The following is a 24,122-nucleotide window of genomic DNA, read 5'->3' as shown; positions in this document are numbered from 1 at the left end:
GGGCGCGCAGCCTGCGTCAAGCCCTGTGCCTAGCCCCGCCCCCGCAGCCCCGGATGGTCGGCGACGACCGTGCACGAACCGGGCACGACCTCGGTGAACCCCGCGTCCCGCACCACGGGCAGGCCGCCGGACGTCAGTTCGGTCCACCGGTGGGGCGGGCACGGGCGAACCGACAAGGGGAAGCCGGCTGCGCGCCAGGCGGCGCGGGCGGCCTCGGGCAGGGCCCACCAGGCCAGTTGCGCGCCGTGTCCCGTCTGGGCCATCGACTTGCCCGCCGACATGTCCAGGTCCGGATTGAGCCACAGGACCGGGGCGTCGGCATCGGGGACGGCGGGCTCCCGCGGGTCGTCGAGGTGGGTGCCGGAGACCTGGAGGCGGGCCAGGTCCTTGGGCCAGCCGTCCAGCGGGACCGGCGGGAAGACCCGGACCTCCGCGCTCCCGCCGTGCACCGTGATCCCCGGCAGCGCCTCGGCGCGGCGCCATTCCGCGCCGCGGGCCCGGCGTACGACCTTGCGGATCCGGGCGTCCTCCCAGGCGTGCACGGCTGCCGCCCACTCGCCGTCGCCCGTGGCCCGCTCGTCGGAGAGGAGGGTCAGCACGGCCCGTGCCGAGGTCTCCAGCGCGTCCGTACGGGCGGGCGGGTCGTCCCGCTCGATCCGGACGACGAGGGGGAGGACGTACTGCGGGGCGGCGTCGCGGCCGGTCTCCGCGGGGCGGGGCGCGTCGGCCGGAGCGTCGGTCGGATCGCCGGGGCCGGCGGGATCGGTGCTGGTCACACGGACCAGTGTGCCAGCCGCCCGGAAGCGCACCGCCCGGGCCGTCGCCTTGGCGGAACGGATCGTTCCGGGTGATTATCCTCCTTATGCACAGCGACCTCTTCGCCTCCGAGAACGTGGTCACGCCGGCCGCCGCGCCCGGCATGTCCCTGCAGAACGCCAAATCGGTCAAGTACGCCGTGGACGGCGAGTGTTTCGCGCGCCAGGGCTCGATGGTCGCCTACCGCGGCGACCTGCAGTTCGAGAAACAGGGGCAGGGCGTCGGCAAGTTCCTCAAGCGGGCCGTGACCGGCGAAGGCCTGGCCCTGATGGCCGTGCGCGGCCGCGGCGAGGTCTGGTTCGCGCACGAGGCCGCCAACTGCTTCATCGTCGACCTCGCCCCCGGCGACGGCCTCACGGTCAACGGCCGCAACGTGCTCTGCTTCGATCCGTCCCTGTCCTACGAGATCTCCACGGTCAAGGGGGCCGGCATGACCGGCGGCGGCCTGTTCAACTCCGTCTTCACCGGCCAGGGCAAGCTCGCCGTGGTGTGCGAGGGCAACCCCATCGTCATCCCCGTCTCGCCGCAGGCCCCGGTGTTCGTGGACACCGACGCGGTGGTCGGCTGGACCGCGTCGCTGAAGACCTCGCTGCACCGTTCGCAGAGCCTCGGCTCGATGCTGCGCGGCGGTTCCGGCGAGGCCGTGCAGCTCCGGCTGGACGGCGAGGGCTTCGTGATCGTACGGCCCAGCGAGCTGCGTCCCGAGAAGACGGCTGGGAACTGACGGGGAGGCCGACCGGCGGGGCGGGCCGCGGGGCAGCGCGGACAGCGCGGAGAGCGGGGGCGGGGGCGAGCATGACGGCCGGGGGACCGATGAGACTGGACGGGGTCGGGCGGCGTTACGGGGCGCGTGGCCCGTGGGTGCTGCGGAACATCGACCTCGACCTGCCGCGGCGGTCGCTGGTGCGGGTCGAGGGCCGCAACGGCAGCGGCAAGTCGACGCTGCTCCGGATCCTGGCCGGGATCGACGCGCCCAGCAAGGGCCGCGTCACCGGCCGCCCGCGCAGCGCGTACGTACCCGAACGCTTCCCCGCCGCCCTCCCGTTCACGGCCGTCGGCTACCTCACCCACCTCGGGCGGATCCACGGGCTGCGCGGCCCCGACGCGGCCCGCCGCGCCACGGACTGGCTCGAACGTTTCGGCGCCGGCGGCCACGCCCGTACACCGCTCGCCGAGCTGTCCAAGGGCACCAGTCAGAAGGTCGCGCTGTCCCAGGCCCTGCTCGCCGACCCGGAACTGCTCGTCCTCGACGAAGCCTGGACGGGCCTGGACCCGGCGGCCCGTGACGTCCTCGACCGGGCGGTGGCCGAACGCGTGGCGGCGGGCGGCACGGTCGTCTTCGTCGACCACGACCCGCGGCGCCTGGCGGGCGCGGCCGACGCGCGGTACCGCGTCACGGGCGACGGCCTGGACCGGCTCCCGGCCGGGGCGGTGGCGGATGCGGGTTCCAAGGGCGCGGGGACGGACGGGCACCTGGCGGCGGACGACGGGGCGCTGCCGTCCGGCCCCCGGGCGATCATCGAGGCGGAGGCTCCCGGCGCGGCCCGGCACCTCGCCGCGCGCGACCTCGCGGAGCTGCCGGGCAGGCCGTACGTCACGCGGAGCCCGGACGGTACGACGGCCCGGCTGACCGTTGCCGCCGCCCACTCCGACGCGCTGCTGCGCGCCCTGCTCGCGGCGCACCCGCCCTGGCACATCCGCGCGGTCTCGCAGGCACCGGCGGGACCGTCGGCGGCGACACCGGGCCCGCCGGCCGGTACCGCAGCGGTCAGTCCGACCTCCGACGACGAAAACCGGTACCCGTGATCCCGCTTCTCCGCTACCAGTCCGCCCTGCTCCTGCGGTCGCACCGCTGGCTGCCGCCGGTCCTGCTGTACGCCGCCCTCCTCGCCGTGGGCGTGCAGGGCGGCGGGCCGATCCTCGACTCGTACGGTGTCGCCGCGTTCGGGCTGCTGCCCCTCGCCGCCTGGCTGTGCCGGATCTGCGTCACGAGCGAGCCGCCGGCCGCCCGCTCCTGCACGGCGGCGGCAGCCGGACCCGGCAAGGCGCACCTCGCCGCCGTCCTGACGGGGAGCCTGTCGGCGACGGGCCTCGCGCTCGTCGGTACGGCGTACGTCTCGCTCGTCGCCGACCCGCACGCCTCCGACCACCGGACCGCCGTCCCCCTTCTCGCCGCCGCCTGCGCCGGGCTGCTCACCGGGCTGGTCTGCGTGCTGCTCGGCACCGCCGTGGGGGCACTCTGCAACTGGCCGGTGCTGCGCAGCACCGGCTGGTCGATCCTGTCCGGGCTGCTCGCCGCGCTCCTGCTGCTGGTCGGGGGCGCCTCGCCCGCGAACGCCGCCGTCTCCGGACTGGTCACCGGCTCTGCCCACGGGACGGTCAACCTGCCCTGGCTGCCGCTGCTCGCCGGCCTGCTGATCGCGGGTGCCGCCACGGCCCTGGCCTGCCGCCTCAGCTCCCGCCGCATCTGACGAGCGCCCCGGCCACGGCACGCACGCCCGCCTGCACGCCCGCTCGCGCACTGTCCGTACGCCTGCTCCCACGCCCGCTCGCACGCCCATCCGTACGCCTGCCTGCACGCCCGCGCGTAGCATCGGACGTATGCCAGGCACCGAAGGACAGCAGACGAGCCGTACGGAAGCACAGCAGACGAACCGTACGGACGAAGGGGCGGACAGCGGCCCGCCCCTCGCCGACTGCGTGCACTGCGGCGAGCCCACCGAGTACCCCGCCGACCGGCCCGGCGCGCTGCTGTGTCCGCACTGCGAGTGGCTGGAAGCCCAGCGCTCGGCCTGCTCCGGTTAGTCCTCCTGGCCCTCTTGGCCTTCCCAGGGCCCGGTGACCGCGAACGTCGTGCCCGGTGTGTAGCAGTTGACGTACATCGTGCGGTGGCCGGGGGAGAAGGTGACCCCCGCGAACTCGCCCCACTCCGGCTTCTCCGGCGTGCCGATGTTCTGCCGGCCGCGTGCCACCGGGTACACCGCGCCGCGCCGGGTCAGACCGAAGACGTGCTGCGCCCCGTCGCCGTCCTCGCACACCATCAGCCCGCCACCGGGCGCCAGGCAGATGTTGTCGGGGGACTCGCCGGGCAGATGCACATCGGCGTCCGGGCCGAAGACGACCACCAGCGTGAGGCGGCGCGCGCCCGGGTCGTACCGCCACACCTGGCCCTGGTGGTCGGCGGCCGAACCGTCCTTGCCCCGCGCGAAGCTGGAGACGAAGTAGACGCTGGAGCCGCCCCAGTAGCAGCCCTCCAGCTTCTGCGCGTGGGTGATGCCGCGCGGCCCGAAGTCCTGGAAGCGGACGGGGGTCCGGCGTGCGAGCGGGTCCGGGACGTCCACCCACTCCACGTGGCGGAAGCTGGTGCCGGTCTCCCGGACGGCGGAGAGATCCTTGACGTCCGGTACGCGCAGGGCCTGGAGCCGCCCGCCGGCCCGTAGGGAGCCCCGGCCGCCCAGCGGTCTGGCGGGCCGGAACCGGTAGAAGAGGCCGAACGGCTTGTCGAAGGCGTCCTCGGTCTCGTAGACCGTGCCGGTCTCCGGATCGACGGCTATGGCCTCGTGCTGGAAGCGGCCCATGGCGGTCAGCGGTACGGCGCCGGTGCGGCGCGGATCGTACGGGTCGACCTCGAAGATGAAGCCGTGGTCCTTGGTGTACCCGCCCTCACCTGCCCGCGCCTCGGTCTCCTCGCAGGTCAGCCAGGTGTGCCACGGGGTGGGCCCGCCCGCGCAGTTGGTGGAGGTGCCGGCGACGGCGACGCGCTCGGACCGGACGCGGTGGTGCCGGTCCACCTCCAGCGCCGTACAGCCGCCTTCGCCCGCCGGGTCGTAGGTCAGCCCGTCCACGGTGGGCACGGGGACGCGGGACTTGCCGCGGTTCTCGTGGTTGCGTACGAGGTGCACGCGGCCGTCGCGGCCGGGGAAGGCCGCCATGCCGTCGTGGTTGCTCGGTATCCGGCCCTCCCCGGAGGGCAGCGGGTCGCCCTCACGGGACAGCACCCGGTACCGGAACCCTTTCGGCAGGTCGAGCAGGCCCGCCGGGTCGGGTATCAGGGGGCCGTAGCCGTGCCGGCCCGCGCTCTGCGCGGTGGCGGTTCCGGCGAAGATCTCGGGGATGCTGCCGGCGAAGGCGATCGATACGCCCAGCGCGCCGGTTCTTGCCAGGACCTGACGACGTGTCGCGGACATGGGCAACTCCCTGCTGGCGGACAGGTGATGTGACCCGCATGTGTGTACCACGCACGTCGGCCGCCGGGAACCGGCCGCGCGCGGGCCCGGGACCCGCCGCACCGGCCGGGAGCCGCGGCTACGGCTCCGTCCTGCCCGCCGCGTCCGCCGGCTGCTACGGCTCCGTCCTGCCCGCCGCGTCCGCCGGCCGCGTGCTGCTCCTCGCTACCCCTCCACCAACGGCTTGGCGTCGCGGGCCAGCGCCGTGAGCCGGGAGATGGCGCGGAAGTACTTCTTCCGGTAGCCGCCCTTGAGCATGTCCTCGCTGAACAGCGCGTCGAACGGCTTGCCCGCCGCCACCACCGGCACCTCCCGGTCGTACAGCCGGTCCGCGAGGACGACCAGGCGCAGCGCGGTGGACTGGTCCGGCACCGCCTGCACATCGGTCAGGCAGACGGCGGTGATGCCGTCGCACATCGCTCCGTACCGGCTGGGGTGCACCTTCGAGAGGTGCTCCAGCAGGGACGGGAAGTCGTCGAGCGAGGCGCCGGGGGTGCGGTGGGCGACGCGGGTGACGGTCGCGCCGTCGAACGGGGGCGGGGCCTCGGGGAGCCCGCGGTGGCGGTAGTCCTCGCCGTCGATGCGCAGCGGCCGGAAGTGGGCGCTCAGGCCCTGGATCTCGCGCAGGAAGTCGGCCGCGGCGAAGCGGCCTTCGCCCAGTTTGCCGGGGAGCGTGTTGGAGGTGGCGGCGAGCGCGACGCCCGCCTCGACCAGCCGGCTCAGCAGACTGGAGACGAGCACCGTGTCACCGGGGTCGTCCAGTTCGAACTCGTCGATGCACAGCAGGCGGTGACCGCTGAGCGTCTGCACCGTCTGCTGGAATCCGAGTGCGCCGACCAGGTTCGTCAGCTCCACGAACGTGCCGAACGCCTTGAGCGCGGGCTCGGCGGGGGTCGCGTGCCAGAGGGAGGCCAGCAGGTGCGTCTTGCCGACGCCGTATCCGCCGTCCAGGTAGACGCCGCGCGGGCCCGAGGGGGCCGCGGCCTTCTTGGCGCTCCGGCCGAACCAGCGCCGCTTGCCGCCGGACGGGTCCGCGCCGCCGCCGATGCCCGCGGCGAAGCCGCTCAGGACCTCTACGGCCGCGGACTGGCTGGGCTGGTTCGGGTCCGGGATGTACGTCTCGAAACGCGCGCTCTGGAACCGCGGCGGCGGGACCATCTCCGCCACCAGGCGGTCGGCCGGGACGTGCGGTGCGCGCGCGGTGAGCGCGGCGGGAGCCGATCCGGCCCCTTCGGCCGGTGGCCCGGCTATGGGGGAGGACTGGGATGACGAGGGCTGGGAAGGCGACACAGCCGTCCAGCCTAGTCGCTGCGCGGGAGGACTCCGCCGGATGAGCGAGGCATGTCACACTGCCGCCTATGCGACGCCTGTTTCCCCTTCCCGCCCCGCCTGTGCCGTCCGCTGATTTCCCGGGTACTCCGGATACCCCGCGCGACGAGAATTCCGCCGCGGTCGCGTCCGCTCTCGCGGCGGAACCGGGCGCCATTGCCGGCACCGCGACGGGGACCGACACCGGAGCCGTTTCCGGCGCCCCGGATTCCGGTACGGCAGCCCTGGGCGGTTCCGGTACGGCAGCCCCGGCCGATTCCGGGACGGCGGACCCGGCCGATTCCGGTACGGGCGGTTCCGCTGATTCCGGTACGGCGCGACCGGCCGAATTCCGTACGGCCGGCGGCGCCGATTCCGTGCCGCCCGGTGCCGCCGATCTCACCGACCGCCGGTGGAGCCTGGACGAACTGGCCGACGCCTACGCGTACCCCCGTCTCGACGAGGGAGCGGGCTGGCTCCGCGCGAACATGGTCTCCTCGCTGGACGGCGCGGCCCACCACGAAGGCCGCTCGCAGCCGCTCTCCGGCGACGCGGACATGCGGATCTTCGGCGTGCTGCGCGGCCTCGCGGACGCGGTGGTCGTCGGCGCCGAGACCGTACGCAAGGAGGGGTACCGCCCGGCCCGCGCCCGCGAGGCGTTCGCGGCGCGCCGGGCCGCCGCCGGGCAGGCGCCCGCCCCCGCGATCGCGGTGGTCACCGCCAGTCTGGACCTGGACTTCTCGCAGCCGCTGTTCACCGAGCCGCTGGTGCCGACGGTCGTGGTGACCGGCGCGGGGGCCGACGAGGACCGGGTGCGGACCGCCCGCAAGGCCGGTGCCGAGATCGTCTTCGCCGGTGAGGGGGCCGCCGTCGACCCGTCGCGGGTGGTCGGCGCGCTCGCCGGGCGGGGCCTGACCAGGCTGCTGACGGAGGGCGGGCCGCGGCTCCTGGGTCAGTTCGCCGGAAGCGGGGCACTCGACGAGTTGTGCCTCTCGCTGGCACCGCTGGTGGTCGCCGGCGACGCGTCACGCATCATGAACGCGCCGCTGACGACCGTTCCGGAAACATTCGTACTCGCGTCCGTGCTGGAGGAGGCCGGCTTCCTGTTCACCCGTTACCGTCGGTCCTGAACAAAAGGCGGAATTATTCGTTCCGCTTAGCTTCCGCTGGGCACACTAAAGGCCAACAGGTCCCGTGTGGCGACGGGGCAGGATGGTTTCTGTCGGTTCGCTCCCCAGGCGGGCCGCGAGTTGAGAAGAAGGGCGTCCGCCGTGTTCACGAGCGTATTGATGATCGAGAAGCCCCTGACGCCCGCCGACGTGGAGTTCGTCACCACGCTGCACGGCGACGACCAGGTCTCCTTCGTCGTCCTCATGCAGCCGCGCGGCAATCAGGACCGCCTGCTCAGGGCCATCGACGATGTCGCGCTGGGCGAGTTCGAGGACGCCGTACGGGAGGGTGACGAGCCCGAGGGCGGCCAGGCGGAGCCGCCCGCCGGGCGCGCCCTGTCCTACACCCTCCACGCCCTGCGGGAGGCGGGCGCCGAGGCGATCGGGCAGGTCGTCGAGGACCACCCGCTGGACCTGCTGCGGTCGGTCGTCGACGAGACCGGCGCCGACGAGGTGATCGTGCTGACCGCCCCGCACTTCGTCGAGGAGTTCTTCCACCGCGACTGGGCCTCCCGCGCCCGGCACAAGGTCGGCGTGCCCGTGCTCAAACTCTTCTCGCACGCGGCCGACGACCCGGCGCAGGACGTGGCGCACAACCCGGCCAAGGGCCCCGCTAACGGCTCGGCGGGGGGTCCCGCCGGAAGCTGAGCCGCCCGTCCAGCATCTCCGCGACCGCGTCCACCGCGTCCAGGTGGGCGCGGTCGTGCGTGACCAGGACGGTCGCGGTGGCGCGCCGGCGGGTGAGCGTGGTGAGCAGGTCGAGGACCGCGGCGCCGCGCTCGTGGTCCAGCGCGCTGGTCGGCTCGTCGACCAGCAGGACGGCCGGCTCGTTCAGCAGCGCCCTGGCGATGTTCACCCGCTGCCGCTGGCCGCCCGAGAGCTGGTGCGGGCGGCGCGCGGCCTGGTCGGCCAGGCCGACCGCGTCGAGCAGTTCCAGGGCCCGCGGCCGGGCGGCTCGCGGCGGGCGGCCGTCCAGGTGGGCCATCACCTGCACCTGCTCCACGGCCGTCAGCGAGGGCAGCAGATTGGGCTGCTGGAAGACCGTGCCGACGCGGGTACGGCGCAGGGTGGTCAGCTCGGACCGGCTCATTCCGGTGGTGTCCGTACCGTCGATCACCACCCGCCCGACGTCGGGGGAGATCAGTGTCGCGGCCACCGCCAGCAGGCTGGACTTGCCGGAACCGGAGGGCCCGACCACGGCGGTCACGGACCCCGGTGGCACGGTCAGGCACACGTCGTCGAGGGCGGTGAGGCGGCCGGTGCCGTCCGGGTAGGTGAGGGTGACGTCGGTGAGGGCGAGGCCGGCGGAGGGTGAGGTTCCGATTCCGGGGCTCGTGCGGGGCCGGGGGGTGGCGGAGTTCGTCTTCATGAGGGATGGTCCGTCGCTGTCCGTTGCTGGGTGGGGAATCGGGTGGTGTGCGGGGCGTGGGAAGGCTGTACGGTCCGGTTTTTCGCGGCTGCGGAATTCGTACGGATATGTACGGGACCGGGACCGGAATCAGAACCGGGGTCGGAACCGGGACCGGAATCGGAACCGGGGTCGGAATCGGGGCCGCAATGGAGACCGGGGCCGGGGCCGGGATCGGAACGGTAATCGGGGCTCGCACCGGAATTTCCGGCGCCGGCTGCCGCATGATGAAGGCCGCACGCCCGGCGGCCCGGGAATGTGCTCACGGAATGGTCCGCGGAGAGCGGGCCGGGAAGGGAAGCGCTTTCACCGAGCCCGTCCGGGCGGGGAAATCCGCCGGTCTCACCGCGCGCTCCCCAGCGCCGTTAGCGGATCGACGGCGGTGATGCGGCGGATGGACAGCGCGGCGCCTACGGCCCCCAGCGCGATCATGACCAGGGCCGGGAGCAGCACCGTGGCCGGCTCCAGGACGAACGGCACGGTGCCGCCCAGGGCCGCGCCGGCCGACGCCGCGAGCGCGGTGCCCAGGCCCGTGCCGATCACCAGCAGGACGACCGCCTGGCCGAGCGCGTCCCGCAGCAGGTAGCGGGTGGGCGCGCCGAGCGCCTTGAGCACGGCGACGTCGCCGCTGCGCTGGATCGTCCAGACCGTGAAGAACGCGCCGATGACCAGCGCCGATATGGCGAAGAGGAAGCCGCGCATCAGCTGGAGCGAGCCGTTCTCCGCGGTGTAGGAGCCGATGGCGTTCAGCGCTTCGCCGGTCGTGACCGTACGGGTGCCGAGCTTGCGGTCGGCGGCGGACAGGTCGGCGTCCGGGGAGGTGGTGAGGGCGACCACGGTGGCCGTCCGCGCCTCGGAGGCACCGGAAGTACCGCTTCCGGAACCAGTCGCTTCGGAACCCGCCGCCCCAGAGCCCCCGCCCCCCGACACCGCAGCCCAGTCGTCCAGCGAAGTCCAGACCACCGGCGTATGGCTGTACATCGCCTCGCCCGCCACCGCTGCCGCCGTCAGCGTCCGCCCGTTCAGCGTGAACCGGTCCCCGGTCCGTACGCCCATCTCCTCGGCGGCCTTCGTGGACAGCACCGCCGCGCCGTCCGCGATCCGCCCGGCCTCGGGCGCCAGCGGCGAGCCGGGCCGGACCCCGAAGGCGGACAGCGCGGCGGTCCGCTCTCCGGCGCCGTCGCCCGCGCCGTCGCCCGCCGTGGCCTTGGCCGTACCGATCCCCAGCGGCTCGGCCGACCGGACGCCCGGCACCCGGGCCCATGCGCCCCAGGTCCGCTCGCCGACGTGCGAGTCGGTGAACGACACGTCGTCACCGCCGTCGGCGGGCGCGGTGAACGCGAGGCGGTCGGCGGGCAGTGCGGTGATCGCCGAGGTGTTCTCCCGGCCCAGGCCCGCCGTCAGCCCGGACAGCAGCCCCACCAGCACGGTGATCAGCACGATGACGGTGCCCATCAGGGCGAACCGGCCCTTGGCGAATCTCAGGTCTCTCCAGGCGACGAACACGGGGTCTGGGCCATCCTTCCGAGGGGCGCCGGGCCCGGTGCCCGGCGGCTGCCCCCCACCGTCGCCGGGGAAGGGGGCATCGGGCATCGCGCCGGGGAGTGCTTCGCCGGTATCGAAAGGCCAGGTCCGTACTCCACCTTTCGATTGATGCCGGTACGGCCCCGGGCGCCTAGCCTGGAAGAGCTGTGACTCCCCATTCCCTCACCCCCGCCCTGCGGGTGCTGCGCGGCTGCCTGCACCTGATGGTGGCCGCCCTGCTGGCGCTCGCCGCCGTGCGGGCCGTCGCCGACCACAGCCCGGACGCCCCGGCCGTCGTCGGCGCCGCCGTCCTGCTGTTCGCCGTGTACGCCGTCGGCCCCACCCTGCCGCCGGTCCGTACCTCCACGGCCGCGGCGGTGCTCTGGCTCGCCGCCGTCATGGCGGTGTGGGCCGTGCTGCTCGCCCTCACGCCTCTCGGCGTCTGGCTCGCCTTCCCGCTCTTCTTCGTCCAGCTGCACCTGCTCCCGCTGCGCTGGGCGCTGCCCGCCGTCCTGGTCACCACCCTCGTCGCGATCGGCGGGTTCGGCTGGCACACCCGTACGCTCACCGTCGGTACGGTCGTCGGCCCCGCGCTGGGCGCGGCGGTCGCCGTCGCCGTCGTCCTCGGCTACCAGGCCCTCTACCGGGAGAGCGAGCAGCGCCGCCGCCTCATCGAGGAGCTGACCGCCGCCCGCAGCGAGCTGGCGGCCGCCGAGCACGCCGCCGGAGTGCTCGCCGAGCGGGAGCGGCTCGCCCGCGAGATCCACGACACCCTCGCGCAGGGACTCTCCAGCATCCAGCTGCTGCTGCGGGCCGCGGAACGGGCGATGGAGCAGCGGCCGGACGGTGGCACCGCGCTCGGCCACGTCCAGCAGGCCCGGCAGGCCGCCGTCGACAACCTCGCCGAGGCCCGCCGTTTCGTCCGGGCGCTCAGCCCGCCCGACCTGGAGGCCGGGTCGCTGCCCGCCGCCCTGGAACGGCTGTGCGTCACCACCGCGCGCTCCTCCGGCCTGGCCGTGCACTGCCAGGTCTCCGGGGCGCCCGTCGAACTGCCCACCCCGCACGAGGTCGCGCTGCTGCGCATCGCGCAGTCCGCCCTGGCCAACGCCGTCCAGCACGCGCACGCCGGCCGGGCCGAGCTGACCCTCTCCTACATGGACACCGAAGTCGCCCTCGACGTGGTGGACGACGGTACGGGCTTCGCGCCCGACGCGGTGCCGTCCCCGGGCTCCGGCGCCGCCGAAGGCACCGGGTTCGGGCTGGCCGCGATGCGCGCCCGCGCCCGCGCGCTGCGCGGCACGCTGGCCGTGGAGTCGGCGCCCGGCGAGGGTACGGCGGTCGCCGTCACCCTGCCGTACCCGGAACCGGCCGTCCCCCGGACCCCGGCCGCCGCCCCTTCACCCGTCCCGGGCACCCCGTCCGCCCCGAGCGCCCCTCCCACCCCCGGCACCCCTCCCGACCCCGAACAGGCCACCGCGTGACCCACCGCCCCGAGACCGGCCCCCGCCCCGCCGCCATCGGCCTCCTCCTCGCCGACGACCACCCGGTCGTACGGGCCGGACTGCGCGCCGTCCTGGAGACCGAGCCGGACTTCGAGGTCGTCGCGGACGTCCCCACGGCCGAGGAGGCCGTCGAACGGGCCGCCCGGCCGGACGTCGACGTCGTCCTGATGGACCTCCAGTTCGGCGGCCGGATGCTCGGCTCGCAGGCCACCGCCGCCATCACCGCCCGTGAGGACGCCCCGCGGGTCCTCGTCCTGACCACGTTCGACACCGACGCCGACATCCTCGCCGCCATCGAGGCCGGTGCCACCGGCTACCTCCTCAAGGACGCGCCGCCCGAGGAGCTGGCCGCGGCCGTCCGTACCGCGGCGGCCGGCAAGTCCGCCCTCGCGCCGACCATCGCCCTGCGCCTGATGGACCGGATGCGCGCGCCCGCCACGGCCCTCTCCCGGCGCGAGACCGAGGTGTTGCAGCTCGTCGCCGACGGCCTGTCCAACGCCCGGATCAGCAAGCGGCTCTTCCTCAGCCAGGCCACCGTCAAGTCCCACCTGGTGCACATCTACGCCAAGCTGGGCGTCGACTCCCGAACGTCGGCGGTCGCCGCGGCCACCGCGCGCGGGCTGATCCGCCGCTGATCCGCCCCGGCCCGGGCCGCGGGCCCGCCCGGCGCGGGACTGTCGGTGCCGGGTGCGAGAATCGTGCCCGTACGGACCGCAGAGACCGGCGGACCGTGGAGACCGACGAGCAGGAGACTGACGCATGGCACCGTCCCCGGGCATCCCCGACGCGATGGACCGACCGCACTTCATCGGCATCGGCGGCGCCGGGATGTCCGGCATTGCGAAGATCCTCGCGCAGCGCGGCGCCCGGGTCGCGGGCAGTGACGCCAAGGAGTCGGCCACCGTCCGCGCCCTGCGCGACGCCGGCGCCACGGTCCACCTCGGCCACGCCGCCGCCCACCTCGCCGAGGACGCCACCAGCGTCGTCGTCTCCTCCGCGATCCGCGACGACAACCCGGAGCTGGCCGCCGCCCGCGAGCGCGGCATCCCCGTCGTGCACCGCTCCGACGCGCTCGCCGCCCTGATGGAGGGCCTGCGCCCCATCGCCGTGGCCGGCACCCACGGCAAGACGACCACCACCTCCATGCTGGCCGTCTCCCTCGGCTCGCTGGGCCTGTCCCCGTCGTACGCCATCGGCGGCGACCTGGACGCCCCCGGCTCCAACGCCGAGCACGGCAGCGGCGAGATCTTCGTGGCCGAGGCGGACGAGAGCGACCGCAGCTTCCACAAGTACGCGCCCGAGGTCGCCATCGTCCTCAACGTGGAGCTGGACCACCACGCCAACTACGCCTCGATGGACGAGATCTACGAGTCCTTCGAGACCTTCGCCGCCCGTATCCGCCCCGGCGGCACCCTGGTCGTCTCCGCCGACCACCCCGGCGCCCGCGAGCTGACCGCCCGCCTCTCCGGCCGCCTGGACATCGAGATCGTCACCTACGGCGAGGCCGAGGACGCCGACGTACGGGTCCACAAGATCAACCAGCGGGGGCTGACCAGCGAGGTCACCGTCGTCCTCGCGAACGGCAAGGTCCTGACCTTCACCGTCTCCGTGCCCGGCCGGCACTACGCGCTGAACGCCGTCGCGGCCCTCGCCGCCGGCACCGCGCTCGGCCTCCCGCCGCACAACCTGGCCTCCGCGCTCGGCACGTACACCGGGGTGAAGCGCCGTCTCCAGCTCCAGGGCGAGGCGGCCGGCGTGCAGGTCATCGACTCCTACGCGCACCACCCCACCGAGATGACCGCCGACCTGGAGGCCATCCGCGGCGCCGCCACCGGCTCCCGGGTCCTGGTCGTCTTCCAGCCGCACCTCTTCTCCCGCACCCAGGAGCTGGGCAAGGAGATGGGCGAGGCGCTCACCCTCGCCGACGCCTCCGTCGTGCTGGACATCTACCCGGCCCGCGAGGACCCGATCCCGGGCATCACCAGCGCCCTGATCATCGAAGCGGCCCAGGCGAAGGGAGCCCGGGTGGCCGCCGAATCCGACATGTCCGCGGTCCCCGAGGTGGTCGCAGGAATGGCGGAGCCCGGCGACCTTGTTCTCACCATGGGCGCGGGCGACGTGACCGAACTCGGCCCGCAGATCCTCGCGCGCCTGCAGAGCCGATAGGAAGCAGAGGGACTCATGCCGTACGAGATCGACAAGCCGGACGAGCAGTGGCGCGCCGAGCTGACCCCGCAGGAGTACCAGGTCCTGCGCCAGGGCGGCACGGAGCCCGCGTTCGTCGGTGAGTACACCGACACCAAGACGGCGGGCGTCTACTCCTGCCGCGCCTGCGGTGCCGAACTGTTCCGTTCGGAGACCAAGTTCGAGAGCCACTGCGGCTGGCCGTCCTTCTACGACCCGAAGGACAGCGACGCCGTGGAGCTCCTCCAGGACCGCTCGCACGGCATGGTCCGCACGGAGGTCCGCTGCGCCCGCTGCGGCTCCCACCTCGGCCATGTCTTCGAGGGCGAGGGCTACCCGACCCCGACCGACCAGCGGTACTGCATCAACTCCATCTCGGTGCGGCTGGCGCCGGACGGGAGCTGACCACGGGGCCGCCGGGCCCGGCGCGGAGCCGGCCCGGCGGCGGTGCTGCTCGCACCCGCCTCGTCGCCCCCGTCAGAACTGCGGCGCCCGCGCCACCGTGGGCAGGATCTGCACCAGCTGCCCCGGAGCCGCCTTGCGGCGGCGCCATTCGCGCGGGTAGCCCAGGGACACCTCCACGTGCGGAACGCCGTCCACCTCGATGGTGCGCGGGATGTGCAGATGGCCGTAGACGACACTGGCGGCGCGGAAGCGGCGCGGCCAGTCGGCGGTGGCCTCGGTGCCGCACCACAGGGCGAATTCCGGGTGCCACAGCGGCGCGGTGGGCTCGCGGACGATCGGCCAGTGGTTGACCAGCACCGTGGGCAGGTCCTCGGGAATCCCGGCGAGCCGCGCCTCGGTGGCGGCCACGCGGGCCCGGCACCACGCCTCCCGGGTCGGGTACGGGTCAGGGTGCAGGAAGAACTCGTCCGTGCAGACCACCCCGGCCGCCTCGGCGACCGCCAGCGCCGCCTCCTTGGTGTGGGTGCCGGCCGGGCGGAAGGTGTAGTCGTACAGGGCGAAGAGCGGGGCGATCACGGCCGGGCCGCCCTCGCCCTCCCAGACCGGATAGGGGTCCTCGGGCGTCAGCACGCCCAACTCCCGGCAGATCTCCACCAGGTGCTCGTAACGTTGGACTCCGCGCAGCTGTACGGGGTCGTTGGACGGGGTCCACAGCTCGTGGTTGCCGGGCACCCAGATCACCTTGGCGAAACGGCTGCTGAGCACGGTCAGCGTCCAGCGGATGTCCGCGACGTACTCGCCGATGTCCCCGGCCACCAGCAGCCAGTCGGCGTCCGAGCCGGGCCGCAGCCGGTCGGTGATCGCGCGGTTCTCCTGGTAGCGGATGTGCAGGTCGCTGATGGCCATCAGCCGGCCGGGCGCGGCCTTTTCCCGGTCGGCCTCGGCGGTGCGGTCTCCTTCGGAGCATGGGATCTGCATGACCTGACGGTAGGCCAGGGGGCCGGGGCGTGGACATGCCGGGGGATGGGCTGTTGGACACATCCGGGGGCGAAGGCGGTCGCCAGGACCGCTCGAAGCCGGTCGTCAGGGCTTCCGGAGGCATCGGCCGTCGGGGTCACCCGGCCCCGGACCTCGGGACCACTCGGCGGCTCCGGACGTCAGGACCACTCGGCCCCGTTCGTCAGGACCGCCCCGCACCCCCCTGCGGCAGCTCGCCCCCGCGTCGGATGCGAGTGGCCAGCCACAGGTCGAACCGGTCGTCGGGGTCGTCGAGGCGGCGCCCGGTCAGCTCCATCGCCTTGTCGAGCCGGTTGCGTACGGTGTGCCGGTGCACGCCGAGGCGGCGGCTGGTCGCGTCCCACGCGCCGCCGGTCTCCAGCCAGGCCGCGAGCGTCGTCAGCAATTCCTCGCCGTGGTCGGCCAGGTCGAGCGGGCCGAGTACGGCGTCGGCGTAACCGTGCAGCGTACGGCGGTCGCCGAGGCCCAGGAGGAGCCGGCTGGCCGCGCTCTGCCGGGCCTCTTCGGGCACTCCGCTCGCCCGGCTGACGCCGAGCAGTCCCGCCGCCTGCCGCAGCGAGACCCGTACCGCGTCCGGCGGGGCGAGCGGGCCGATGCCCGCGGGACAGCGCGGCGCGAACCGCCCGAGGACGTCGCGCACGTCCAGCCCCGCGCCCACCACGGCCTCGACGAGCCCGCTCGCCGCCACCCGGACCAGGCCGCCGGGCACGGCCAGCGCCAGGTCGGCGGCGATGTCGTGCGGGCCGCTGTCCGCCGGGCCGTCGGCCGGGGGCTCGACGACGACGCCGCGCACCCGGTCGTCGTGGAGTCCGGCGGCCGCCAGGATGTCCTGTGCCCGGCCGGCCGGCCCCTCCTCGTCGGACAGCAGCTCCGCGAGCAGGGCCGACCTGCGGCGCCGCTCCGGCTCGTCCATCAGATGGCGGCGCTCCAGCTCCAGCGAGAGCAGCGATACCAGGCCGGGGACCACGGCGCGGGCCGCCGCGTCCGGGCTCCCGGTGAGCAGCAGCAGACCGCGCAGCCGCCGGGCGCCGAGCGGCTGCACCTCCATCCGGCAGCCGTCGGCCGTGCTGGACGCGCTGCCGCGCAGACCGCGTGCGGCGACCCGTTCGACCAGGTCACGTGCGGCCGCCGGGGACGGGGGCCACTGGCCGCCGCCGGTGGCGAGCAGCCGCCCGAGCGGATCGAGCACCGCCGCGCCGACGCCGGTGGCGGCGGTCCATTCCTCCAGCATCGGTTGCAGTCCGCTGTCCGTGGCCGCCGCGGTCAGCCGCCGTTGCGTCGCGAACGCCCGGTGCAGCACCGCTTGCTGCTCGTCGGCGCGCGCGTCGAACACGGCCTTGGTGACGGCGATGAACGGCACTTCGTCGGGGACCGTGAGCAGCGGCAGGCCGGCCTCGCGCGCCGCGTCGACCAGCGGTGCAGGGGCTTCCTGGTGCGGGAGCCCGGTGCCCAGGCCGAGCGCGAGGCAGGCGGCTCCGCCCTCGGTCACGTCGCGGACGTACGCCCGGCAGGCCGCCGGTTCCATGGGCAGCACCAGGCCGATCGTCATCAGCAGCTCGCCCCCTTGCAACCACTTGCCCGGATGCAGCAGGTCGGAGACGGTCGCGGCCTCCACGGCACGGTCCAGCAGCCCGGCCGGGACGTCGTAGGTCACCGACAGGTTCAGCTCGGGGCGGGCGAGGAGGTCGGCGATACGCAAGGGCATGGACGCAGTGTCTAACAGGTGAACCGGTGATGGACAGTCGGGCCAGCAGAGCCGACGGCCTGACGGCTCTGGCGGCCCCGACCGCCACCAGGTGGCCCCCGTCTCGTTTGCGGACCAGCCCATCCCGGTACCCGCTGACCGCAGGCGGATCACCTCCCATTTGGCACGTTTTTGCCTGCTTACGACCGGGGATGCGAAAAGAGGACCGCAAAGGGAACACCCCTTCGCAACGCAGGACGAACGCAAAGGATGAACGGCCATGCAGGTGGCGTTTCTCGTAGCACCCGAAGGCATCGAGCAGGTCGAGCTGACCGAACCGTGGCAGGCGGTGATCGACGCGGGCGGCACCCCGAAGCTCGTCTCCACCGAGTCCGGCCGGGTCCAGGCGTTCAACCATCTGGACAAGGCGGACACCTTCCCCGTCGACCAGACCGTGGACCAGGCCCAGGTCGGCGACTTCGACGGACTGGTACTGCCCGGCGGCGTCGCCAACCCGGACGCGCTGCGGATGAACGAGAAGGCCGTGGCGTTCACCCGCGGCTTCTTCGACGCGGGCAAGCCGGTGGCGGCGATCTGCCACGCGCCGTGGACGCTGATCGAGGCGGACGTGGTGCGCGACCGCACGCTGACGTCCTGGCCGAGCCTGCGCACGGACGTCGAGAACGCCGGCGGCACCTGGGTGGACGAGCAGGTCAAGGTCTGCACCGGCGGCCCCAACAAGCTCATCACCAGCCGTAAGCCGGACGACCTGAAGGCGTTCTGCGAGACGTTCGTGGCGGAGTTCAAGGGCTGATCCCCGTACGGCGGGCAGCAGGTGAGCAGGGAGACAGGTCACTCCTCCCGCGTCAGTACCACGGCCGACTCGGGCGGCAGTCTCAGGACGCCGTCCGGGCCGGCCGTCACCGTGTCCGTGTCCGCGTCAGGCCACGCCGCGAGCACCCGCTCCCGCGCGCTCCCGCCCGGCACCTCCGCCGTGCCGGCACCGTCCCCGCCGAGGTGCACCACCAGCCGCACCGGACCGCGCCGCAGGGACAGCCAGCGGGCCGCCTCGTCGTACGTGACCTCGGTGCGCGTCAGATCCGGATCGGTGAGCGACGGGTGGGCGGCGCGTACCGCGAGCAGGGCGCGGTACCAGGCCAGCAGCGCGGCGTGCGGCGCGCGCTCCGGCTCTGACCAGTCCAGACAGGAGCGGTCCCGCGTCGCCGGGTCCTGCGGGTCGGGGATGTCCGACGCCCGCCAGCCGTGCGCGGCGAACTCGCGGCGGCGCCCGTCGCGTACCGCCGCGGCCAGCTCCGGATCCGTGTGATCGGTGAAGAACTGCCACGGCGTACGGGCCGCCCACTCCTCGCCCATGAACAGCATCGGCGTGAACGGGGAGCACAGCACCAGCGCGGCCCCGCAGGCGACGAGCCCGGGGGAGAGGCCGGCGGCCTGCCGGTCCCCGAGCGCCCGGTTGCCGATCTGGTCGTGCGTCTGGGTGTAGGCCAGCAGGCGGTGGGCCGCGGTGGCGCGCCGGTCCAGCGGGCTGCCGTGCCGGCGGCCGCGGAAGCTGGAGTACGTACCGTCGTGGAAGAAGCCGCCGGTCAGCGTCTTGGCGAGGGCGGCGAGCGGCGCGCGGGCGAAGTCGGCGTAGTAGCCCTGGGACTCGCCGGTCAGCGCGGCGTGCAGGCTGTGGTGGAAGTCGTCGTTCCACTGGGCGTGCAGGCCGTGGCCGCCGTGTGCGCGCGGCGCGGTGGTGCGCGGGTCGTTGAGGTCCGACTCGGCGATGAGGAACAGCGGACGGCGCAGGTGTGTGGCGAGTGCGTCGACGGCGGCGGACAGGTCGGCGAGGAAGTGACGGGCGCGGGTGTCGATCAGAGCGTGTACGGCATCGAGGCGCAGGCCGTCGATCCGGTAGTCCCGTAGCCAGGCCAGCGCGCTCTCGATGAAGTACGCGCGGACCTCGTCCGACCCGGGCGCGTCCAGATTGACCGCGGCGCCCCACGGCGTGTGATGGGTCTCCGTGAAGTACGGCCCGAAGGCGGGCAGATGGTTGCCGGACGGGCCGAGGTGGTTGTGCACGACGTCCAGGACGACGCCCAAGCCGTGCCCGTGCGCCGCGTCGACCAGCCGTTTGAGGCCGTCCGGGCCCCCGTACGGCTCGTGCACGGCCCAGGGGGCGACCCCCTCGTACCCCCAGCCGTGGGTGCCGGGGAACGGGCAGACCGGCATCAGCGAGAGATGGGTGATGCCCAGCTCGGCGAGGTGCGGCAGGCGTTCGACGGCCGCGTCGAACGTGCCGGCGCCGGTGAACGTCCCCGGGTGCAGCTCGTAGAGTACCGCGCCCGGCAGGGGCCGGCCGGGCCAGTCGTGCCGCCAGGCGAACCGGTCGTGCTCGACCACCGCGCTCGGCCCGTCCGGCCCGTCGGGCAGCCGGGCCGAGCGCGGGTCGGGCAGGAGCGGCCCGTCGTCGAGACGGAAGCCGTAACGGTCGCCGTGGCGGGCCGGTACGTCGGCCCGCCACCAGCCCGCACGGCCGGGGTCGCGCTCCATGGGCACGTGCTCGGCGGGGACCCGCCCCGTGCGGACGTGCCCCGTCGCCGCGGCGTGCCCCGTCGTGAGGGCCAGATCCTCCCCATCCGTCCCGTCGGCGTCCCGGTCGCGGGGCGACACGAAATGCAGCGCGACCCGTCCGGCGTTCGGTGCCCACACCTCGAACAGCACGCTAGTCCTCCCTCGCCCGGCCTACGGACGGAAAACCCTCCGCCCGCTCAACGGACGCAAGACTTTCCGTCCGCTCTCAGACGAAGAATGCACGCTCCTGCGTCATCGGGTACCCCGCCTTGGCGAAAGCCGCCGCCATCGGGACGTTCGGCTGGTCCGTTTCGCCGATGATCTTTTCCGCGCCGTGCTGTGCGAGGTGGCGGGTGCGGTCGGCCAGCAGGCCGTAGCCGTACCCCCGGCCGCGGTGCTCCGGCACGACGCCGATGAACCCGATGACCGGCGACTGGAGGTTTCGGGCAGGTACATGCAGCCCTACGGACTCGCCGCCCCGCCCGGGTTCGGCCGTCCAGGCGACCCGCCACCAGTCACGCGGCGACGGCACCACCAGTCACGCGGCGACGGGCACCACCAGTCACGCGGCGACGGGCACCAACGGAAGAAGTCCAGCTCCTCCTGGGCGGCCTGCTCGACGCCGCCCTCGGCGATCGCCTGCCGGGCGTGGGCGTCCAGCGAGCCGGTCTCGGCCCGCCGCAGAATGGCCAGGAAGACCCCGTCCTCGGACTCGGGCCGGAACACCAGCCGTCCCGGGGGCTCCGGGAGCCCGTACTCGGGCGTCCAGGTGTAGCGGAACCGTTCGACCAGCGGTACGAGACCGGCCGTGGCCGCCACGTCCGTACGGGCGCGGGCGGCATCCCGTACCGCCGGCTGCTCCCGCCGGCCGGGCGGCAGTTGCAGCACGTACTCGGCGTGCGGAGGCGCGGTGCGCAGCAGCCGGACGGCGGCGTCCGACGCGCCCGGCGCGAAGTCCAGCCAGTCCAGGGCGACCGGCCGGGCATCCTCCGGCCCGGCCCACCAGGCGGCCCTGGCACCACCAGTCCGTCGCGCAGCGCGACCCACGTCCACTCGGGACGGTATCGGCCGCCCTGGGCGCACGCCGCGTAGCGGCGCCCGAACGGCAGATGGCCGACGAGTTCGGCAGCGGGGTCGTCCAGGGTGTCGAACAGATACGCGTCGCTCTCGGTGAGCGCGCGGATGACCAACTCGGTCATGAGGTCCTCCCGGAAGGCAGTCGATGCGCTCCCGACAGACCGGGATCAGCCCGGAACGGCCCGACGGACGGGGCGGGAGCGCGGGTAGGGGTACTTCGGCACGGCGCTCGCCTCCTTTCCTCGTCCGGAATCGGACTCTCCTCGCCCAGGATCGGACTCTCCTCGCCCAGGGACGGACTCTCCTCGTCCAGGAACGGACTCTCCTCGCCCAGGATCGGTTTCTCCTAGTCCAAGACCGGCCTCTCCTCGTCCAGGACCGGCGCAGGGCGTAGCCCGGGCCACCGGCGCCGCGCCACGGATTTCCGGCAGACCCGCCCGTCCCCCGGCGGGCTCCGCCCCGTCCCCCGGCGGGCTCCACCACGGCCGCCCACCAGGCTCCACCCCGCTCCGCCCGGCTGGACACCGGCGCGCGGGCACCGGACAATCTCCGGCATGACATCGCTGGAGTTCCCGGCCCGACCGGCGCGCCCGTCGGAAGCCGACCGGGAACGCGCCTTGGAACTGCTGCGCGAGGGCGCGGCGCAAGGCAGGCTGTCCCAGGACACCTTCCTGCGGCGGCTGGAGCTGGTGCTCACCGCCCGTCAGCACGCCGAACTCGCCGCGGCCACCGCCGACCTGGCCTCCCGCGGCCGGGTCGAGGGTGCCGTGCTGCGCGCGGTGGGCAAGATGTCCTCGTTCAACATCATGGTCCGCAGGGCGTGGCGCCGCGAGCGGCTGCCGAAACTGCTGCTCCCCGCGCCGGGACCGTTCCCCCTCCGTATAGGGCGCGCCCCCGGCTCGGGCCTGCGCCTGAACCACGACACGGTCTCGCGCGCCCACGCCGAACTGCGCAGCGCGGACGGCGGCTGGATTCTGCGCGACCTCGGCTCCACCAACGGCACCTGCGTCAACGGCCGTCGGGTGGTGGGAGAGGTGCTGGTCCGCCCCGGCGACCACGTGGCGTTCGGCCGCGTCGACTACGTCCTCACGGAGGGGTAGCCGTCCGGGCCGCCGGGGCCCGGATCACGATGGTGCCCAGGGCACGTACCGCGGCCTCGCAATACCAGGCATCGCGACGCCGCGGAGACCCCCGTCGGAAGCGCCCTGGCTGTATCAACCAGGTGTATTCGTATCGACCTGGTCCCTGTCGTACGACGCCCCCCGCGGCACCGGCCGGTCGCCCTCCGGCCCCGACGGCTGGGACCACCAAGTGCCCTCGCCGTGGGTGAGTCCCGGCAGCCGGTGCTCGGCGTCGTGGAGCCGGCGGGCCGGCAGAGTGCCGGTGAGGAGCCAGCGGCCGCCGACGGCCGAGGTGTCGTCGAAGTCCGCGCCCAGGGAGGCGAGATGCGCGGTGACCGGGGCGATGGTGTCGAGCGGCACCTCCGCCTCGAAGGAGTGGCACGGTTCGTACACCCGCGTACCGGCCCGGTGCAGCGCACGCGCCAGGACGACCGGCGTGACACCGCGGAAGTCCCCGGCCGTACTGACCGGTCCCACGAATCCGGAACGGGTCAGCACGACCCGGCAGTCCGTGACCGCCCAGCCCTTCGGCCCGTCGCGCAGCGACGCGTACACCGTGTCCTCCACCGCCTGGTGGAAACCGTGCGGCAGCGCGCCCAATTCGGTCTCGTACGCGAAGCGCGGGCCGGAGCCGCGGGGACCGGGCTCGACGCGCAGCCCGACCGTCGCCCACCATCCGACGTGGTCGCGTCCGGTGATCTCCTCGTACGCCTCGCCGGTGCCCAGGAGCCGTTCCACGCACACCACCCGGCTGGGTGCGAAGTCCGCCGCGATGCCGTGGTCCTGGCGGAGCGTGGCCGCGATGATCTCCTTCTGGACCTCCCCGTAGAGGAGGACCGAGGTGGCGCCGGAGGCGGCCGGCCGGGCGTGGATGAGCGGATCCTGCTCCGCCAGCCCCAGCAGCGCGGCGCGCAGCCGGGCGGCTTCCGCCGGGCGCCGGGCGCGCACCACGGTCTCCAGGGTCGGCCGGGAGAACAGCGCCTCGCCGTCCTCCCGGCCCGTGCCGGGCGCTTCGCCGCCCAGCCGGTCACCGACCCGTACGCCGGGCAGGCCGCGCAGCACCGCGATGTTCCCGGCCGTCAGCGGCGTCTGGCCCCCCGGCGGGCGGCCCACGACCTCCAGCGCGGTGATCCGCCCCTCGACGCGGACGGCCGTGCCGTCCGGTTCCCGGCGGTGCAGAGTGACGGGCCGCCGCGGCCGCACCTCGCCCTCGTAGAGCCTCAGGTAGGCACTTTTGCCGCCGCCGGGCTCGCGCTGGACGGCGAAGACCGTGCCGCGCGGCGGGGCACCGGCCGTGCCGGGTGGGAGCGGCGGGATCAACCGGGTCATACCGTCGATGAGCGCGCCGACGCCCTGTCCGCCGATCGCCGACCCGAAGTACAGCGGGTGCACCGAGCCGTCGGCGGTACGGGCGGCCAGCGCGGCCAGCAATTCCTCGGGGCTCGGCGGCGGGCCGTCCACCGCGCGGGCGAGGATGCCGTCGTCGGCGTCGGCGAGGAGTTCGGTCATCCGGGCCCGTACGGCGGGCACGTGCGCACGGAGCGGCGTCGTCCGCGCGCCCGGGGTGCCCGCGCCGTGTACGGCTGCCATCGGGACGACGTGCGGCGCCAGGGTACGGCGGACGTCCGCCACGAGCGCGTCGGTCCGCGCGCCCGCCCGGTCGATCTTGTTGACGAACAGCAGGGTGGGCAGCCGAAGCCGACGCAGCGTCTTCATCAGGACACGCGTACGCGCCTGCACGCCTTCCACGGCGGACAGGAGCAGCACGGCACCGTCCAGTACGCCCAGGGCACGCTCGACCTCGGCGATGAAGTCGGAGTGCCCCGGCGTGTCGATCAGATTGACCTGGACGTCACCCGCGGTGAAGGAGGCGACCGCGGACCGGATCGTGATACCGCGCTCGCGCTCGATGGCACCACTGTCGGTCCGGGTGTCCCCGGCGTCCACACTGCCGAGCCGCTCGATGGCGCCGGTCGCGTACAGCAGCCGCTCGGTCAGGCTGGTCTTACCCGCGTCGACGTGGGCCAGAATGCCGATGTTCAAGGTGTGCATGGGTGGTCGAAACCTCTAGAACTGTCGTCCGGTAAGGGCGCTGAGTAGTTCCGAG

General features: G+C 74.0%; 21 protein-coding genes and 1 pseudogene. 12 read left to right on the top strand and 10 right to left on the bottom strand.

Translation table 11 applies throughout. The annotated features are described in order from the left end of the window. Nucleotides 1–29: 29 nt before the first annotated feature. Nucleotides 30–776 (bottom strand): peptidyl-tRNA hydrolase, encoded by a 747-nt coding sequence (locus JXZ78_RS07180; protein ID WP_030020711.1) that lies wholly within the window; start codon nt 774–776, stop codon nt 30–32. 86 nt (nt 777–862) lie between these two features. Here JXZ78_RS07180 and JXZ78_RS07175 point away from each other — a divergent pair, with 86 nt between their 5' ends. The 4 genes from JXZ78_RS07175 (at nt 863) to JXZ78_RS07160 (ending at nt 3,621) form a co-directional block, all read left to right on the top strand. After that, nucleotides 863–1,540 carry an AIM24 family protein gene (locus JXZ78_RS07175; protein WP_030020710.1) on the top strand — a complete coding sequence of 226 codons (678 nt, stop codon included), beginning with the start codon at nt 863–865 and terminating at the stop codon, nt 1,538–1,540. 89 nt (nt 1,541–1,629) lie between these two features. Beyond that, on the top strand, nt 1,630–2,622 hold the full coding sequence (locus JXZ78_RS07170; RefSeq protein WP_050502581.1) for an ABC transporter ATP-binding protein: 993 nt from the start codon (nt 1,630–1,632) through the stop codon (nt 2,620–2,622). After that, a complete protein-coding gene (locus JXZ78_RS07165) occupies nt 2,619–3,287 on the top strand; it encodes a hypothetical protein (RefSeq protein WP_030020708.1) in 669 nt (222 codons plus the stop codon). The genes JXZ78_RS07170 and JXZ78_RS07165 overlap by 4 nt, the downstream gene beginning before the upstream one ends. Nucleotides 3,288–3,417: 130 nt before the next feature. Beyond that, the gene (locus JXZ78_RS07160; RefSeq protein WP_033038082.1) at nt 3,418–3,621 is read left to right on the top strand and encodes a hypothetical protein; all 204 of its coding nucleotides are present in this window, start codon (nt 3,418–3,420) and stop codon (nt 3,619–3,621) included. Here the strand turns inward: JXZ78_RS07160 and JXZ78_RS07155 are convergent. Beyond that, nucleotides 3,618–5,003, bottom strand: a complete 1,386-nt coding sequence (locus JXZ78_RS07155) for an alkaline phosphatase PhoX (protein WP_030020707.1) — start codon at nt 5,001–5,003, stop codon at nt 3,618–3,620. The genes JXZ78_RS07160 and JXZ78_RS07155 overlap by 4 nt on opposite strands. 204 nt (nt 5,004–5,207) lie before the next feature. Continuing rightward, nucleotides 5,208–6,293: a cell division protein ZapE gene (gene zapE / locus JXZ78_RS07150; RefSeq protein WP_238782748.1), complete on the bottom strand. Its 1,086-nt coding sequence runs from the start codon at nt 6,291–6,293 to the stop codon at nt 5,208–5,210. A 434-nt stretch (nt 6,294–6,727) separates the two neighbouring features. Between zapE and JXZ78_RS07145 the strand changes: the two genes are divergently transcribed. Then, nucleotides 6,728–7,480 carry a pyrimidine reductase family protein gene (locus JXZ78_RS07145; RefSeq protein ID WP_238782747.1) on the top strand — a complete coding sequence of 251 codons (753 nt, stop codon included), beginning with the start codon at nt 6,728–6,730 and terminating at the stop codon, nt 7,478–7,480. Nucleotides 7,481–7,621: 141 nt separating this feature from the next. Then, nucleotides 7,622–8,167 carry an indole-3-glycerol phosphate synthase gene (locus JXZ78_RS07140; RefSeq protein WP_308280987.1) on the top strand — a complete coding sequence of 182 codons (546 nt, stop codon included), beginning with the start codon at nt 7,622–7,624 and terminating at the stop codon, nt 8,165–8,167. On the opposite strand, the gene JXZ78_RS07135 is transcribed toward JXZ78_RS07140, so the two are convergent. Further along, the gene (locus tag JXZ78_RS07135) at nt 8,133–8,888 is read right to left on the bottom strand and encodes an ABC transporter ATP-binding protein (protein WP_078624323.1); all 756 of its coding nucleotides are present in this window, start codon (nt 8,886–8,888) and stop codon (nt 8,133–8,135) included. The genes JXZ78_RS07140 and JXZ78_RS07135 overlap by 35 nt on opposite strands. A 381-nt stretch (nt 8,889–9,269) precedes the next feature. Continuing rightward, a complete protein-coding gene (locus JXZ78_RS07130) occupies nt 9,270–10,433 on the bottom strand; it encodes an ABC transporter permease (protein ID WP_238782722.1) in 1,164 nt (387 codons plus the stop codon). Between the two features lie 242 nt (nt 10,434–10,675). On the opposite strand from JXZ78_RS07130, the gene JXZ78_RS07125 reads away from it, so the two are divergent. From JXZ78_RS07125 to msrB, 4 genes are all read left to right on the top strand, one after another. Next, nucleotides 10,676–11,932, top strand: coding sequence for a sensor histidine kinase (locus JXZ78_RS07125; protein ID WP_078624663.1), 1,257 nt, complete (start codon nt 10,676–10,678; stop codon nt 11,930–11,932). Next, entirely contained in the window at nt 11,929–12,588 is a 660-nt protein-coding gene (locus JXZ78_RS07120; RefSeq protein WP_033039968.1) for a response regulator, read from the top strand. Before JXZ78_RS07125 ends, JXZ78_RS07120 begins: the two co-directional genes overlap by 4 nt. Nucleotides 12,589–12,712: 124 nt before the next feature. Next, nucleotides 12,713–14,119, top strand: coding sequence for a UDP-N-acetylmuramate--L-alanine ligase (murC, locus tag JXZ78_RS07115; protein WP_030024421.1), 1,407 nt, complete (start codon nt 12,713–12,715; stop codon nt 14,117–14,119). 15 nt (nt 14,120–14,134) lie between these two features. Beyond that, on the top strand, nt 14,135–14,542 hold the full coding sequence (msrB, locus tag JXZ78_RS07110; protein WP_030024422.1) for a peptide-methionine (R)-S-oxide reductase MsrB: 408 nt from the start codon (nt 14,135–14,137) through the stop codon (nt 14,540–14,542). 72 nt (nt 14,543–14,614) lie between these two features. Here the strand turns inward: msrB and JXZ78_RS07105 are convergent, their stop codons facing one another. Next, nucleotides 14,615–15,520: a metallophosphoesterase family protein gene (locus JXZ78_RS07105; RefSeq protein ID WP_050503016.1), complete on the bottom strand. Its 906-nt coding sequence runs from the start codon at nt 15,518–15,520 to the stop codon at nt 14,615–14,617. 202 nt (nt 15,521–15,722) lie between these two features. After that, the gene (locus tag JXZ78_RS07100) at nt 15,723–17,264 is read right to left on the bottom strand and encodes a PucR family transcriptional regulator (RefSeq protein WP_030024424.1); all 1,542 of its coding nucleotides are present in this window, start codon (nt 17,262–17,264) and stop codon (nt 15,723–15,725) included. Nucleotides 17,265–17,523: 259 nt separating this feature from the next. Here JXZ78_RS07100 and JXZ78_RS07095 point away from each other — a divergent pair, with 259 nt between their 5' ends. Continuing rightward, complete coding sequence (locus tag JXZ78_RS07095; protein WP_030024425.1) at nt 17,524–18,057, top strand: type 1 glutamine amidotransferase domain-containing protein; 534 nt, start codon at nt 17,524–17,526, stop codon at nt 18,055–18,057. A 38-nt stretch (nt 18,058–18,095) separates the two neighbouring features. Here JXZ78_RS07095 and treZ read toward each other — a convergent pair whose 3' ends face one another. Both treZ and JXZ78_RS07085 read right to left on the bottom strand, forming a co-directional pair. Beyond that, a complete protein-coding gene (gene treZ / locus JXZ78_RS07090) occupies nt 18,096–19,967 on the bottom strand; it encodes a malto-oligosyltrehalose trehalohydrolase (protein ID WP_078624662.1) in 1,872 nt (623 codons plus the stop codon). 76 nt (nt 19,968–20,043) lie between these two features. Next, nucleotides 20,044–21,016: pseudogene (locus JXZ78_RS07085) on the bottom strand (GNAT family N-acetyltransferase). 432 nt (nt 21,017–21,448) lie between these two features. On the opposite strand from JXZ78_RS07085, the gene JXZ78_RS07080 reads away from it, so the two are divergent. Beyond that, complete coding sequence (locus JXZ78_RS07080) at nt 21,449–21,994, top strand: FHA domain-containing protein (RefSeq protein ID WP_030024428.1); 546 nt, start codon at nt 21,449–21,451, stop codon at nt 21,992–21,994. 114 nt (nt 21,995–22,108) lie between these two features. Here JXZ78_RS07080 and otr(A) read toward each other — a convergent pair whose 3' ends face one another. Continuing rightward, nucleotides 22,109–24,067: a tetracycline resistance ribosomal protection protein Otr(A) gene (otr(A), locus tag JXZ78_RS07075; protein WP_050503017.1), complete on the bottom strand. Its 1,959-nt coding sequence runs from the start codon at nt 24,065–24,067 to the stop codon at nt 22,109–22,111. Between the last annotated feature and the right edge of the window lie 55 nt (nt 24,068–24,122).

Source organism: Streptomyces monomycini (genome assembly GCF_022271435.1).
GTDB classification, from domain to species: domain Bacteria; phylum Actinomycetota; class Actinomycetes; order Streptomycetales; family Streptomycetaceae; genus Streptomyces; species Streptomyces monomycini.
This window is presented reverse-complemented; position numbering and strand designations above follow the sequence as displayed.